This is a genomic window from Dietzia massiliensis, assembly GCF_018390595.1.
Classification (GTDB): Bacteria; Actinomycetota; Actinomycetes; order Mycobacteriales; family Mycobacteriaceae; genus Dietzia; species Dietzia massiliensis.
The window spans coordinates 25,526-39,041 of record NZ_JAHBAV010000005.1; the positions used below are offsets into that span (position 1 = coordinate 25,526).

The window sequence follows — 13,516 nt, forward strand, 5'->3', positions numbered from 1 at the left end:
TCGAGAGGACTGGCATTTATGGCGATCAGCAATTTCGGGTACGTCCGGGTCTTCGCCACGGACATGGACGCCTGGCGCGAGTACGGCACCAAGGTTCTGGGCTTCGTCGTGGGCTCGGGCGAGGACCCCGACGCCCTCTACTTCCGTATGGATGACCATCCCCACCGGTGGATCATCGTCCCCGGCGAGGAGGACGAGCTCTCCGCGGTCGGCTGGGAGTGCGCCAATGAGGGCGAGTTCGAGGACGTCAAGCGGCGCCTCGACGCGGCCGGGGTGCCGTGGGAGGACGCGCCGGCCGAGGTCAAGCGTGACCGCAAGGTGCGCGGGCTGATCACCTGCCAGGACCCGGCCGGGTTCACGCTGGAGATCTACCACACCATCGCGCTGCAGCACCGCCGCATCCCGACGCCGTACGGCCACGAGTTCGTGACCGGCGACCAGGGCGCGGGCCACATCGTGCTGTCCACGCCGGACGAGGCCGCCGCGCTCGAGTTCTACAGGGATGTGCTGGGCTTCTCCCTGCGCGACTCGATGAGCCTGCCGCCGGAGATCGTCGGCCGCCCGGCCGACGGCGAGCCGGCGTGGCTGCGGTTCCTCGGGTGCAACCCGCGGCACCACTCGCTCGCGTTCACGCCGTTCCCCAACCCGACCGGGATCATCCACCTCATGGTGGAGGTCGGAACGGCGGACGACGTCGGGCTGGCGCTCGACCGGGCCATGCGCAAGAAGGTCCGGCTGTCGGCCTCCCTCGGTCGGCACGTCAACGACAAGATGCTGAGCTTCTACATGAAGACGCCCGGCGGCTTCGACTGCGAGTACGGCTGCGAGGGCCAGCTGGTGGAGGACGACGAGAAGTGGGTCGCCCGTGAGTCCACGGCCGTGAGCCTGTGGGGTCACGACTTCTCCGTCGGCCGCAAGTAGTTCCCTAGGCTGGGCCCCGTACCCCCGCGGGGCCCGGCCGCCGCCGCGCCCACCCCGACGATCTTGAGTCCAGGAAGGACCGACCCCCATGAGCAGCACCGACGAACGCCCGGAGGGGCAGTCCTTCAGCAGCCGTGAACTGCGCGACGCGCTGGGCCAGTTCTGCACGGGCATCACCGTCATCACCGCGGTCGAGGACGACAAACCGGTGGGCTTCGCCTGCCAGTCGTTCTCGGCATTGTCGCTCGAACCCCCGCTGGTGCTGTTCTGTCCGATGAAGACGTCGGGGTCGTGGAAGGGCATCGAGAAGGCGGGCCGGTTCGCGGTGAACATCCTCTCCGAGGAGCAGGAGGACGTCTCCTCGACGTTCGGCCGCCGCGGAGACGACAAGTTCGCCGAGATCGACTGGTCGCCCAGCCCGCTGGGCTCGCCGGTGATCAACGGTGTGATGGCGTGGCTGGACTGTGAGATCGACCAGGTCCTCGACGGCGGGGACCACTGGATCGTGCTCGGTCGGGTCGACAACCTCGGCCCGACCAAGCGGGACATCCGCCCGCTGCTGTTCTACCGCGGCGCCTACCTCAGCATCGAGGAGGACGTGGTGGATCCGACGCCCGAGCAGGAGGAGTTGGCCAACTTCATCACCTCCGCCGACAGCTACACCTGGCTGTGAGCGGGGTGACGGGGCCGCTGGCGAAGGCGCTGGCGGAGGCGGAGGAGATCATCCGGTCGGCGCCGCACGTGCGCACCGACGAGGACGTCGCGGAGGGGCTCGAGTACCTGCTCGGGACGATCCGCGGCGCGATCGAGACGGGCCAACACCGCGGACGCACGCATCCGCAGCTGTTCGAGGCGACGGGCCCGTACACCAAGATGGGTCTGGACAACCCGGACACGCTGTACTTCTACGCGAACCTCGCCGACGGCGCGGAGTACGTCATCGAGGGCCGCCGCGGCACCACGGCGGACCTGTCGTTCCAGGTCATGGCGGGGACGTACTCGGCCGACGAGCGCGCCGCGTCGCACGCGGCGTTCGATGACCGTCGCCTCGAGATCGACGAGCGGGGTCGGTACTCGTTCCGGCTCGGACCGGCGAGATACGACGACGACGAGGGCGACCCCGGCTACGTGGTGCTGCACCCCGGTTCGTCGATGATCGCCGTCCGCGAGGTGTTCTCCGACTGGAGCCGGGAGGAGGCCGGGTCGGCGATCATCCGCAGACTCGACACGGTGGGCACCGCGCCGGAGCCCGTCTCGCTCGCGGGGCAGGAGAAGTTCTACGCCAAACTCGCCGAGGCGCTGGTCGGGCGACTGCGGACGTGGCTGGCGTTCCCCGGCTGGTTCTTCGGCGAGCAGCCCCGCAACACGCTCAACGTGCCCCGGCAGACCCCGGGCGGGCTCACGACCCAGTTCTCGTCCGCCGGGATCTTCGAGCTCGGCCCCGACGAGGCGATCGTGATCTCGCTGCCCGTCGCCGGGGTGCCCTACCAGGGCTTCCAGCTGGGCAGTATGTGGTACGCGTCGCTGGAGTACGTGCACCACCAGACGAGTCTCACCGCCGACCAGGCGCACGTCACCTCCGACGGGCTCATCCACCTGGTGGTGTCCGAGCGTGATCCGGGCCTGGCCAACTGGGTCGAGACGCTCGGCCGCCGCGAGGGCATCATGCAGTTCCGGTGGCAGCGGACCGACGGGCCCATCGGCCCGGAGCTCGGCCCGACGGTGAAGGTCGTACCGTTCGACCGGGTGCCCGTCGAGGTCCCGTGCCACGACGAGCTGCGCGTGACCGGGGAGCAGTGGCGTGAGCGGATCGCCGCGCGCCAGGACGCCTTCGCCCGGCGCGGATTGTCGTGAGAAGGGGACTGTCGTGAGCGATGAAGACCGGGTCCACGTCGGGACCGTCGACGATCTCCACGCCAGCGCCTCGCGCACCGTGGGGCTCGAGGACTTCGGCGACGGCGAGGACCGCCACCGGGAGGCCCTGGGCGTCCTGCTCGACTCCCTGCACTCGGACGCGGGGCTGACCCCAGCCGGGAGCAAGTACTGGCGCTCCGTGCTCAAGGGAGCGCTGACCGCGAGGCTCCTGTCGACGTCGGCCCTCGCGTCCGACCCCGCGGGAGCGGAGGTGGCGATCGAGCGTCCCGTCGTCGTCACCGGGTTGCCCCGCACCGGCACCACGGCGCTGCACCGGCTCCTGGGCGCGGACCCCGCCAACCAGGGGCTCGAGCTGTGGTTGACCGAGGTCCCGCAGCCACGGCCCCCGCGCGAGACGTGGGAGGACGACCCCGCCTACGTCGGCCTGCGCGACCTGTACTCCGGATTCATGGCCGAGAACCCCGACTACGGCGGTGTGCACTACCTCTCCGCCGACGACCTCGAGGAGTGTTGGCAGCTGCTGCGGCAGTCGCTGACCTCGGTGTCGTACGAATGCCTGGCGCGGCTCGACGGCTACTCGCAGTGGCTCGCCGGCGTCGACTGGGTGCCCGCGTACCGCCGGCACGAGCGCAATCTGCAGCTCATCGGGGGAGGCGATCCCGACCGGCGCTGGGTGCTCAAGAACCCCAGTCACCTGTTCGCGCTCGACGCGCTGCTCGAGGTGTACCCCGACGCGGTGGTGGTGCAGACGCACCGCGACCCGCGGAAGTCGATGGCGTCGATGTGCTCGCTCGCGCACCGGACGGCCGCCGACTGGTCCACGCGCTTCACCCCGGAGTACATCGGCTCCTCGCAGCTGGACCTGTGGGCACGGGGGGTCGAGACGTTCGACGCCGCGCGTGCCCGCCATGAGGCGGACCCGGCGTCGCGGGCGACGTTCGTCGACGTCGACCACCACGAGCTGCTGGACGATCCCGCCGGCGTGGTCGCGCGCGTGTACGCCGCGGCGGGCACGGAGCTGTCGGACGAGGTCCGCGCGGCCGTGGTCGCGGAGAACGAGCGCAGCCTCTCCGGGGACCGGGCGCCCGCGCACCGCTACACGCTCGCCGACTACGGCCTCAGCGAGGAGCGGATCGCCGAGCGCTTCGCCGGCTACCGCGGCCTCAACGCCTGACGCTCAGAGGTACTCGGCGACCGCCTCGATGACGCGGTCCGCGACCTCTCGGGTGCAGACGAGCAGATCGGGGTACTCGATCTGCTCGACGTTGTAGATCAGTCCGCTGCCGTCCAGGGCGCTGGCGTGCAGGCCGCGCTGCTGCACCACGCCGACGGTCGCGGCGGAGTCCCACTGGTGGTGACCGCTGGTGTGGATGTACGCGTCGCACTCGCCCTCGAGCACGGTGGCGGTCTTGCCGCCGCCGGACCCGAGGTGCACCAGGGACGCGCCGAGTTTCGCGGCGAGGTCCTCGGCGAACGCGGGCGGCTCGGCCTCTGAGACGGCGATGCGCAGACGGTCGTCCTCGCGGGGCGGCACGAGCGGCCCGGGCCGGGGGCCGCGGATGATCGACATCGGCTGGTACGTGGTGGCGCCCCGTCCGGTGAGGACCCTGCCGTAGGCGGGCATGGCGATCGCGCAGGCGGTGATCCCGCCGACGCCCTCGGGATCCTTCTCCCACAACGCCACGTGCACGGCCCAGTCGGGACGCCCCTCGGTCACGTAGGAGCGCACCCCGTCGAGGGGATCGATGAACCACACGCGGTCGGCCTCGAGCCGGGCGCGGGAGTCGGGGTCCCACTCGCCGAACACGAGGTCATCGGGCCGCGCGACCGCGAGGCGGTCGATGATGACGGACTGCGCCTCACCCTCGGCGAACGCACCGAGGTCCTCCGGCGCCACCTTCGAGACCCGCAGGTCGGTGAGCAGGCGGCCGGCCTGGGCAGCGAGGTCCTCGGCCGACCGCTGGTCGTTGGTCCGTCCGTGCGCGGGGAAGGGGCTCATGCGGCTGATTCTAGTGGCCCCGGCTACAGGCCCGCCGCGACCTCCAGGGCGGCGAGGAGTTCGTGCGGTTGACCGAGCAGTTGAGCGGTCCCGTGTGCCCGCTTGAAGTACAGGTGGGCGTCGTACTCCCAGGTGATGCCGACGCCACCGTGGAGCTGGATCGACTCACCGGAGATCCACTGCAGTGCCTCCGAGCAGTAGACCTTGGCGGCGGCTGCCTCGATCTCCGCGGCGTAGGCGGCCTCATCGGCCTCGGGCCCGTCCCCGAGGGACTGGGCCTCTGCCACCAGTGCGGCGGCGGAGTAGGACAGCGACCTGGCGGTCTCGACCTTGACGTACATGTCGGCCATCCGGTGCTTGAGCGCCTGGAACGAGCCGATGACCCGGCCGAACTGCTTGCGCTCCTGCGTGTACTGCACGGTCGCGTCCAGCACGGCGCGCGCGGCGCCGACCTGCTCGGCGGAGATCGCCGCCCACGCCGCCGCGCGCAGGCGCGACAGGAAGCTCGGCCGGGTGGTGATCGCGGTGGCGGTGGCGCCGTCGAACTTCACTCGGGACAGAGTGCGGGTGGGGTCCATGACGGGCACGCGGGTGACGGTGACCCCGTCGGCGTCGGCGGGGACCTCGAAGAGCCCGATGGTGTCGCCGGCGACGGCCACGACCAGCAGCGTCGCGGCGGTGTCGGCGCCGAGCACGTGGTGGGCGGTGCCGGACAGCGTCGCACTCGACACGTCGGGGCCTCCGTCCGCGCGGACGCCCGGGGTCGCCCAGCCGGCTCGGTCGGCCCAGCACAGGGCGGCGAGCTCGCCGGCGGCGATGCCGGGCAGCAAGCGCGCGCACGCGGCGTCGTCGCCGGAGGCCAGCACGGCCTGGGCGGCGAGGACGGCGGAACCGAGCATCGGCGACGGCGTGAGGCGGCGGCCCAGCTCCTCGCACACCAGGTGCGTCTCGACCCAGGTCGCACCGGCCCCGTCGTAGTCCTCGGGCACGGACAGGGCGGCGGCACCGATCTGGTCGACCAGCGTCGTCCAGAGGGCGGGGTCGTACCCGTCGGCGGAGACGAACGCCGCGCGGACCGCCGCGGAGTCGGACTTCTTCTCGAGCAGCGCGGCCACCGACTGCCGCAGCGCGGCCTGTTCCTCGGTATCGACGCCGGGGGAGGCGGTCGCCGGGGTGGCGGGCGCGGTCATCGGGCGGTCCCCGCGCTCAGCGAGTCCAGGACCCGGCCGCGGTGGTAGCTCTGCGTGCCCCACGCGGTCTGCAGTGCGCGGGTCTTGGTCAGCCACAGGCCGAGGTCGTGCTCGAGCGTGTAGCCGATCGCGCCGTGCACCTGCAGGGCGGTGCGGGCGGACAGGTAGGCGGCGTCGGCCACGGCCACGCGGGCGGCGGAGACGTCGCGGACCGCGGCGTCGGGGTCGCCGGGGTTCTCGGCGATCGCCAGGGCTCCGGCCCACAGCAGCGGGCGGGCCATCTCCAGCGCGATCGCGACCTCGGCGAGCTGGTGCTTGAGCGCCTGGTACTCGCCGATGAGCTTGCCGTACTGCTTACGCTGCTTGGCGTAGTCGACGCTCATCGTGAGCATGGCCTGGCCGAGCCCCTGGAGCTGGGCCGCGGTGCCGAGGGCCCCGTGGTTGACAAGGTCCGTGGTGCTCACCGCGGCCGCGCGGGCCCCGGCGGTCGGCGTGGCCACCGTGCGGGCCCGGTCGACCGAGCGACGGGTCTCGCCGGCCTCGGCGGTGAACACCTCGTCGTCGGACACCGCCCACAGGTACTGCGCGACGTGGGGGTCCGGCGCGAACGGCGACACCCCGGGCGCGGCGACGGAGGCCAGCGCGCCGCCGGCGATCTCGCCGGCCACGTCCCCGGCGTCGGAGTCGCGACCGAGCGCGGCGGCGACGCGCGGCGCGACCATGACGGTCTCCACGACGGGGCCCGGCACCGCGTAACGGCCCAGGACCTCGAGCGCGGCGACGGCCTCCACCGCGGTGGCCCCGGCACCGCCGGCGGCCTCGTCGACGAGCAGGGCGGCGGCGCCCGTCTCGGCGACGCGTCCCCACACGGCGGTGCCGGCGGCGGTGTCGCCGTCAGCCCAGGCGCGGATCACCGCGGGCATGTCGGACTTGGCCAGCAGAGAGTCGATGCTGCCGGCGAAGTCGATGATCTCGGGATCGAGTGCGAACTGCATGATGTGTGAAACCGCCTTCTCAGCCGCGCGGGAGGCCGAGGAGTCGCTCGGCGATGATGTTCTTCTGGACCTCGTTGGTGCCCGCGTAGATGGGGCCGGCGAGGGCGAACAGGTAGCCGTCCATCCACTGTTCGCCGGCGAGCTCGCCGGTCGTGTCCAGGACGTCGAGGGCGGTCTCGTGGGTCGCGATGTCCCAGTCCGACCAGAAGACCTTGTTGATCGAGGACTCGAAGCCGAGGTTGGCGCCGCCCGTGAGCTTGGTGACCGTGTTCCACGTGCTCAGCTCGTACGCGCGGGAGCCGATCCACGCGTCCACCACGCGGTCGGCCAGCGCGCCGCGGGTGCGGTCGTCGAGCTCGGCCTCGGCGGTGCCCCACAGGTCGAGCAGCCGGTCGGTCGTGGCGAGGAACCGTCCGGGGGAGCGCAGCGACAGGCCGCGCTCGTTGTTGGCGGTGGACATGGCCACCTTCCAGCCCTGATTGACCTCGCCGATCACGCCGGACTCGGCGGGGTTCGCCGGGTCGTCGGGCACGAAGACGTCCTCGAGGAACAGTTCGGCGAAGCCGGGCAGCCCGTCGAGCTGGTCGATCGGGCGGACGGTGACCCCCTCGGCCCGCAGGTCGAACATGAAGTAGGTCAGGCCCTTGTGGCGGGGCTCGTCCGGGTCCGTGCGGAACAGGCCGAAGCCCTTGTCGGCGCACGACGCGCGGGTGGACCACACCTTCTGCCCGTTGAGGACCCAGCCGCCCTCGACGCGCCTGGCGGTCGAGCGCAGTGAGGCCAGGTCGGAGCCGGCCTCGGGCTCGGACCAGGCCTGCGCCCAGATGTCGTCTGCCCGGGCCATGCGCGGCATGATGTGGGCCAGCTGCTCGGGGGAGGCGTGGTCGAACAGGGTCGGGGCCAGCAGGAAGATGCCGTTCTGGCTCACCCGCAGCGGCGCGCCGGCGCGGAAGTACTCCTCCTCGAAGACCACCCAGTTGACCAGCCCGCAGTCGCGGCCGCCGAACTCCTCGGGCCACGACACGACCGACATGCGGGCGTCTGCCATCGTCGCCTCCCACCGGCGGTGGGCCTCGAAGCCCTCGCGGGTGTCCATGTGGGGCAGCGGCTCGGTGGGCACGTTGGCCTCGAGCCACTGCCGCACCTCGAGCCGGAACTCGCGGGTCGATGCGTCCAAATCCAGATCCACGGCGTCAGTCCTTCTTCTCGCCGGTCGAGCCGGTGTTCGCGCTGTCGCGCATGGAGCGGGCGTCCATCCCGCCGAGGGAGGCGGAGAACGAGTCGGTGTCGTCCGGTTCGGCGTTGGCGGAGTGGGCGAACATGTGCCAGCCGAACGCCGTGTCCAGCGAGGTCTGCAGTCCCATCTGGTCCTCATTGGAGTTGATGACCTTCTTGGCCAGCGTCAGCCCGAACGCGGGCATGCCCTTGATCTCGCCGGCGATCTCGTCGACCTTCGCCTGGAGCTCGTCGCGCGGCACGACGTGGTTGAGCATGCCCCACTCGAGCGCCTCGGCCGCGCCGAACCTGCGACCGGTGTAGAGGATCTCTTTCGCGCGGCGGGGGCCGAGCACGAAGGCGTGCGCGAAGTACTCCACGCCGGGGATGCCCATCTTGACCACGGGGTCGGAGAAAAACGCGTCGTCGGCGGCCACGATGAAGTCGCAGACCCATGCGAGCATGAGCCCGCCGGCGATGCAGGCGCCGTGCACCTGGGCGATCATCGGCTTGGGGATCTCCCGCCAGCGGCGGCACATCTGGACGTAGACCTCGGTCTCGCGCGCGAGTCGCCGGTCGCCGCCGCCGCGGGTGGTGTGGTCCCACCAGAGCGCCGCACGGTTGGGGTACTGGACGTGGTGGTCGCGCTCGGGCGTGCCGATGTCGTGGCCCGCCGAGAAGTGCTTGCCGTTGGCCCGGAGGACGATCACATTCACCGCGTCGTCCTCGACGGCTTTGATGAAAGCGTTGTCCAGCGAGTACGTCATCACCGAGTTCTGCGCGTTGCGGAAGTCCGGTCGGTTGAGGGTGACGTACGCGGTGCCGTCGGTGACCTCGTAGGCGACGGGCTGGGTGTCCGGCCCGAGGTCGTCGACCCCGAGGACCGGGGGGATCGGTGCATCGGTCATGAGCTGGGGTTCTCCTTACCTAGCAAGTGCTTGGTTGGGAGTCTACATCGAACCCTGTCGACCACCACTGCGGTCCGGCGGCATTCGCCAACTTTGCGGCCGTAGCATCAACCACAGGAGGCGACAAGAGTTTGACGCATGTTATGAGGAAAATCATAGATTCGTACGACAGACGACCCGGTGTGACGGGCCTAGCGTTCGAGGTGGACGACCCGTTCGGGCGACTTCGAGAAGACGTCCTAGGAAGGACAAAGCCCATGCGTACCACTCTCTTTCGGGTAGCAAGCGCTGCCGCACTCGCCACCCTCACCCTCACCAGCGTCACCGCCACCGCGGCGGCACAATCCGGCGCCCGCGATCTCATGTTCGCCATCGACACCACGGGGTCGATGGCCCCCTACATCGAGCAGACCAAGATCGCGGTCGACGATCTCGCGACCGATCTGGCGTCGGAGTCGGCCGGCACCCGGGTCGGGTTGGTCGAGTACCGCGACGCGGGCGATCCGTTCCAGGCTCGGACCGTCACCGATCTGACGACGAACCTGCCCACGTTCCGCGGGGGCCTCGACGGATTGGGTGTCGACGGCGGTGGGGACTGGCCGGAGTCGGTCTACTCCGGGATCGCCCTGTCGTTGTGCCAGGCCTGGAACTCGTCCTCGGTCAAGGCGATCATCGCGGTCGGGGACGCTCCCGCCAAGGACCCGGAGCCGGTCACCGACTTGACTGCGGATCGCATCATCGCACTGGCCAACGGGACCGCGACCGACAATCCGTACTGCGCCCCGGCCGCAGTCGCGGCCGCCGCGGTCAGTCCGATGGCCACCGGCAACAGGGTCCCGATCTTCGTCGTCTCGGCGGACGGGGAACTCACCGCGCAGTTCGCGAGGATCGCCGAGGAGACCGGCGGAGCGACGGTCCCGGTCGAGGACATCGAGGACATCGCGGAGGCGATCAAGGACACCGTCGATGTGATCGACGAGGGCGACGGTGGCCTGTTCGGTTCACTCGAGGGCTCGCTGGAGAATCTGTTTGGCAGCGCGGGCAACTGAGTAGTTGCCGGCCCGGGGCGGCGGCTGCGGGGATCAGACCCCGTAGCCGCCGTCCACGTCGAGCTTCTGGCCCGAGATGAACCCGGCGCGGTCCGACGCCACGAACGCCACGGCCTCGGCGATGTCGGCGGCCGTGCCGAAGCGTCGCAGGGGGATGTTGCCGCGCGTGACCTCGAGCGCCCGCTCGTCGAGGTCGCCGGAGGCGATGAGCCGGGAGGCCATGCCGTCGGTGAGCATCCCCGGGCCCACGCAGTTCACCCGCACGCCGAAGCGCCCCTCCTCGGCCGCCAGGCCCCGGACGAGCTGCTCGACCGCGCCCTTGGGGGCGGCGGACAGTCCGTCGCGCACCGGATAGCGGGTGGTGGCCGCAGTGGTGACGACGACGACGTTGCCCGCCACCGCACGCAGGTGCTCCAGCGCGGGGCGCACGATCGCGAAGAACCCGACCGCGTCGTCCTCGAGCTGTCGACGGAACTCGGACGGTGCGATCCGGGACAGGTGCACCATGGGCACGTGCGGACCGGCGCAGTGGGCCAGCACGCGGATTCCGCCGTGTCGGGAGGCGATCCCGTCGATCACCGAGGCCACCTCGTCGTCGTTCCCGTCGGCGCCGTCCCGCCCCGGGGTGAGGCGGACGCACTCGACGGTCCGGGATCCCTCCGCGGTCAGGTCGTGCGCGAGGTCGACGGGCTCGGTCGACCGGTACCCCAGCACCACCGGCGCATCGGGGAACTCGGCGGACAGGCGGCGTGCGACCGCCGCCCCGATCCCGCCGGACGCGCCCGTGACCACCACTGCGCCCGCTCCGCCGGGTCCGCCCGGCGCGGTCATCGGAGCTCGGTCTTGAGGATCTTGCCCGAGGCGTTGCGGGGGAAGGCCTCGACGAACTCGACCGTCCGCGGCCGCTTGAAGTTGGCCAGGTGCTCGGCGGCGAAGTCCTTCACGTCCTGCTCGGTGAGCCCCGACCCCTCGCGCCGGACGATGAAGGCCTTGCCGACCTCGCCCATCCGCTCGTCGGGAACGCCGATCACCGCGGACTCGACGACGCCGTCGATGCGGGCGAGGGCCTGCTCGATCTCGGCCGGGTACACGTTGAACCCGCCGGTGATGTACATGTCCTTGAGCCGGTCGGTGATGCGGAGATTGCCGCGGGAGTCGATCTCCCCGACGTCTCCGGTGTGAAGCCAGCCGTCCGGGTCGATGGTCTCGGCGGTGTTCTCCGGGTCGTCGAGGTAGCCCTGCATGACCATCTCGCCACGGGTGAGGATCTCGCCGGACCCGCCGATCCGGATCTCCATGCCGGGGTAGGCGCGGCCGCAGGTCGTGGCCACGGTGACGTCGTCGTCGTCCGCGGTGGTGGTGGTGATGAACCCCATCGTCTCGGTCTGCCCGTACGCGGTGAGCACCGTCTCCAGCCCCAGGTCGGACTGCATGCGCTCGACCAGCACAACGGGGACGACCGAGGCGCCGGTGACGGCCAGGCGCAGGGAGGACAGGTCGTACGCGCTGCGGGACGGGTCGTCGAGCAGCGTCTGGAAGATGGTCGGCGCCCCCGGCAGTACGGTGGCACGCTCGGTCTGGACCAGGCGCATCGTCTCGGCGGTCGAGTACACGGCCAACGGGATGATGGTCGCGCCGAACAGGGTGCACACGAGGAAGCCGGCCTTGTAGCCGAAGCTGTGGAAGAACGGGTTGACGATGAGGTAGCGGTTGTTCTCGGTGAGCCCGCCGTTGGAACCCCATGCGCGCGCGCCGGCGACGGTCTGGCGGTGCAGGGCCACGACGCCCTTGCTCTTGCCGGTGGTGCCGGAGGTGAACAGGATGTCGGCGACGTCGTCGCCGGTCACCGCGTCCGCGCGGCCGTCGGCCTCGGCGAGCAGGTCCTCGGTGGCCAGCGCCCGGAGGTCGGCGAAGTCGAGGAGGTGCACGTCCGCGGCGTGGATGCTGTCGGCGTGGATGCTGTCGGCGGAGGCACTGTCGAGGGGGATGCGGACGAGGGTCCGCAGCTCGGTAACCCCGGCCAGGGTATCGCCCGCCGTCCCGCGCGCGGCCGCGGCGAGGTCTGCGATCCGATCGGACCCGAGGAACGGTCCCGCGACCACGGCCGCGACCGCGTGCGTGCGCTGGATGATCTCGAGCGTCTCGCTCCCGGTGTAGCGGGTGTTCGCCGGGACCACGGTGCCTCCGACGTACTGCACGCCCAGAGCCGCGACCACCCAATGGCGGGTGTTGGGCGCCCAGATCACCACGCGGTCACCGGGGGCGAGCCCGCGCGAGACGAGGCCGGCGGCGAACCGGCGGACCTCGTCGTGCAGGTGCGCCCACGTCCAGCGGGTGTCCTGGCCGGGCTGCACGTCGACGATCGCCTCGCGCTCCGGCCACGACCGGGCCGCGCGACGCAGTGCGGCGGGGGTGGTCTCCACGGTGGTGCTCATGGCCTGCACCCTACCAAGCAAGTGCTTGGTTTGGCGGCCTCAGTACTTGAGCGCTCCCCGGTCGACCGTGAGCTGGACGCCGGAGATCGACCGCGAACCGTCGCCGGCGAGGTAGGAGACCACCTCGGAGACCTCCTCGGGCGGCATGAAGTCGGCGAGCGTGCTCGCGCCGTCCACGCGGGCGTTCTTCAGGGGCATCGGCGAGAAGCTGTGGAGGAACGACGGGAAGCGGCCGAAGAGGTCGGCCATGCCCTCGGGGTCGATCATCGGCGTGTCCACCGAGTAGGGGTGGATCGAGTTGACGCGGATGCCGAACTCGCCCACCTCGAGTGCGAGGGCGTTGGTCAACGCCACCAGGCCGGCCTTCGAGGCCGAGTAGTGCCCGTTCCCGGGCGTCGCCTTGAGGCCCGCGGACGAGCTCACGATGATGATCGACCCGCCGTTTCCCGCCTCGATCATCGCCGGCACCGCGGCACGGATCGTCCGCCACGTGCCGCTGAGGTTGACGCCGATGACCGTGTCCCAGTCGTCCTCCGGCATCTCCCACAGTCGCCCCCAGCTGAGCACGGCGGCGTTGGCGACCAGGATGTCCAACCGTCCGAAGGTGGAGATCGTGCGGGCGACGAGATCCTGCAGCGCGCCCAGGTCGCGGATGTCGAGGACCGCCGAGATCGCGCGCCGGCCGGTCTTTTCCACGAGGCGGACGGTCTCGGCCAGGTCGTCCGGCGTGGGTGCGGGATAGGTGGCGGACCCGGACACGGGCGCGCAGACGTCGACGACGACGAGGTCGGCGCCCTCCGAGGCGAGGCGGACCGCATGGGCCCGGCCCTGGGCGCGCGCGGCGCCGGTGATGAAGGCGACCTTGCCGGACAGGGGCTGAGAGGGGGAGTTCATGGGCATCATCCAAACCGATCCCGGCGTGGGCGGAG

13 protein-coding genes are annotated in these 13,516 nt (G+C 71.0%); 5 read left to right on the forward strand and 8 right to left on the reverse strand.

The window, feature by feature from the left end; all coding sequences use genetic code 11:
- Window positions 1-18: 18 nt before the first annotated feature.
- The 4 genes from hsaC to KHA85_RS02415 all read left to right on the forward strand — a co-directional run bounded on the left by hsaC (window position 19) and on the right by KHA85_RS02415 (window position 3,970).
- A complete protein-coding gene (hsaC, locus tag KHA85_RS02400) occupies window positions 19-921 on the forward strand; it encodes an iron-dependent extradiol dioxygenase HsaC (protein WP_213184667.1) in 903 nt (300 codons plus the stop codon).
- 88 nt (window positions 922-1,009) lie between these two features.
- A complete protein-coding gene (hsaB, locus tag KHA85_RS02405) occupies window positions 1,010-1,594 on the forward strand; it encodes a 3-hydroxy-9,10-secoandrosta-1,3,5(10)-triene-9,17-dione monooxygenase reductase subunit (protein ID WP_007627928.1) in 585 nt (194 codons plus the stop codon).
- A complete protein-coding gene (locus tag KHA85_RS02410; RefSeq protein WP_213184668.1) occupies window positions 1,591-2,775 on the forward strand; it encodes a hypothetical protein in 1,185 nt (394 codons plus the stop codon). The genes hsaB and KHA85_RS02410 overlap by 4 nt, the downstream gene beginning before the upstream one ends.
- Window positions 2,776-2,788: 13 nt before the next feature.
- The gene (locus KHA85_RS02415) at window positions 2,789-3,970 is read left to right on the forward strand and encodes a sulfotransferase family protein (RefSeq protein ID WP_213184669.1); all 1,182 of its coding nucleotides are present in this window, start codon (window positions 2,789-2,791) and stop codon (window positions 3,968-3,970) included.
- A 3-nt stretch (window positions 3,971-3,973) separates the two neighbouring features.
- Here KHA85_RS02415 and KHA85_RS02420 read toward each other — a convergent pair whose 3' ends face one another.
- Genes KHA85_RS02420 through KHA85_RS02440 form a run of 5 tightly spaced genes read right to left on the reverse strand, consistent with a single transcriptional unit; the run spans window position 3,974 to window position 9,103 of the window.
- Window positions 3,974-4,795, reverse strand: a complete 822-nt coding sequence (locus tag KHA85_RS02420) for an inositol monophosphatase family protein (RefSeq protein ID WP_213184670.1) — start codon at window positions 4,793-4,795, stop codon at window positions 3,974-3,976.
- 23 nt (window positions 4,796-4,818) lie between these two features.
- Window positions 4,819-5,985: an acyl-CoA dehydrogenase family protein gene (locus KHA85_RS02425; protein ID WP_213184671.1), complete on the reverse strand. Its 1,167-nt coding sequence runs from the start codon at window positions 5,983-5,985 to the stop codon at window positions 4,819-4,821.
- Entirely contained in the window at window positions 5,982-6,980 is a 999-nt protein-coding gene (locus tag KHA85_RS02430) for an acyl-CoA dehydrogenase family protein (protein WP_213184672.1), read from the reverse strand. Before KHA85_RS02430 ends, KHA85_RS02425 begins: the two co-directional genes overlap by 4 nt.
- Before the next feature lie 19 nt (window positions 6,981-6,999).
- Window positions 7,000-8,169 (reverse strand): acyl-CoA dehydrogenase family protein, encoded by a 1,170-nt coding sequence (locus KHA85_RS02435; protein WP_213184673.1) that lies wholly within the window; start codon window positions 8,167-8,169, stop codon window positions 7,000-7,002.
- Between the two features lie 4 nt (window positions 8,170-8,173).
- Window positions 8,174-9,103 carry an enoyl-CoA hydratase gene (locus KHA85_RS02440; protein WP_213184674.1) on the reverse strand — a complete coding sequence of 310 codons (930 nt, stop codon included), beginning with the start codon at window positions 9,101-9,103 and terminating at the stop codon, window positions 8,174-8,176.
- Between the two features lie 257 nt (window positions 9,104-9,360).
- On the opposite strand from KHA85_RS02440, the gene KHA85_RS02445 reads away from it, so the two are divergent.
- Window positions 9,361-10,152 (forward strand): VWA domain-containing protein, encoded by a 792-nt coding sequence (locus tag KHA85_RS02445; RefSeq protein WP_213184675.1) that lies wholly within the window; start codon window positions 9,361-9,363, stop codon window positions 10,150-10,152.
- Window positions 10,153-10,185: 33 nt separating this feature from the next.
- On the opposite strand, the gene KHA85_RS02450 is transcribed toward KHA85_RS02445, so the two are convergent.
- The 3 genes from KHA85_RS02450 to KHA85_RS02460 are packed head-to-tail and all read right to left on the reverse strand — an operon-like array spanning window position 10,186 to window position 13,481.
- Window positions 10,186-10,983, reverse strand: coding sequence for an SDR family NAD(P)-dependent oxidoreductase (locus KHA85_RS02450; protein ID WP_213184676.1), 798 nt, complete (start codon window positions 10,981-10,983; stop codon window positions 10,186-10,188).
- Entirely contained in the window at window positions 10,980-12,587 is a 1,608-nt protein-coding gene (locus KHA85_RS02455; RefSeq protein WP_213184677.1) for a FadD3 family acyl-CoA ligase, read from the reverse strand. The genes KHA85_RS02450 and KHA85_RS02455 overlap by 4 nt, the downstream gene beginning before the upstream one ends.
- Window positions 12,588-12,626: 39 nt before the next feature.
- Window positions 12,627-13,481, reverse strand: coding sequence for a mycofactocin-coupled SDR family oxidoreductase (locus KHA85_RS02460; protein WP_213184678.1), 855 nt, complete (start codon window positions 13,479-13,481; stop codon window positions 12,627-12,629).
- Window positions 13,482-13,516 lie beyond the last annotated feature (35 nt).

Excerpts from the sequence above, each read along its gene's own strand:
- KHA85_RS02440 (WP_213184674.1), bottom strand. The coding sequence starts at position 9,103 with ATGACCGATGCACCGATCCCCCCGGTCCTCGGGGTCGACGACCTCGGG.
- KHA85_RS02425 (WP_213184671.1), bottom strand. The coding sequence starts at position 5,985 with ATGACCGCGCCCGCCACCCCGGCGACCGCCTCCCCCGGCGTCGATACC.
- KHA85_RS02445 (WP_213184675.1), top strand. The coding sequence starts at position 9,361 with ATGCGTACCACTCTCTTTCGGGTAGCAAGCGCTGCCGCACTCGCCACC.
- KHA85_RS02455 (WP_213184677.1), bottom strand. The coding sequence starts at position 12,587 with ATGAGCACCACCGTGGAGACCACCCCCGCCGCACTGCGTCGCGCGGCC.
- KHA85_RS02450 (WP_213184676.1), bottom strand. The coding sequence starts at position 10,983 with ATGACCGCGCCGGGCGGACCCGGCGGAGCGGGCGCAGTGGTGGTCACG.
- hsaC (WP_213184667.1), top strand. The coding sequence starts at position 19 with ATGGCGATCAGCAATTTCGGGTACGTCCGGGTCTTCGCCACGGACATG.
- KHA85_RS02460 (WP_213184678.1), bottom strand. The coding sequence starts at position 13,481 with ATGAACTCCCCCTCTCAGCCCCTGTCCGGCAAGGTCGCCTTCATCACC.
- KHA85_RS02420 (WP_213184670.1), bottom strand. The coding sequence starts at position 4,795 with ATGAGCCCCTTCCCCGCGCACGGACGGACCAACGACCAGCGGTCGGCC.
- hsaB (WP_007627928.1), top strand. The coding sequence starts at position 1,010 with ATGAGCAGCACCGACGAACGCCCGGAGGGGCAGTCCTTCAGCAGCCGT.
- KHA85_RS02430 (WP_213184672.1), bottom strand. The coding sequence starts at position 6,980 with ATGCAGTTCGCACTCGATCCCGAGATCATCGACTTCGCCGGCAGCATC.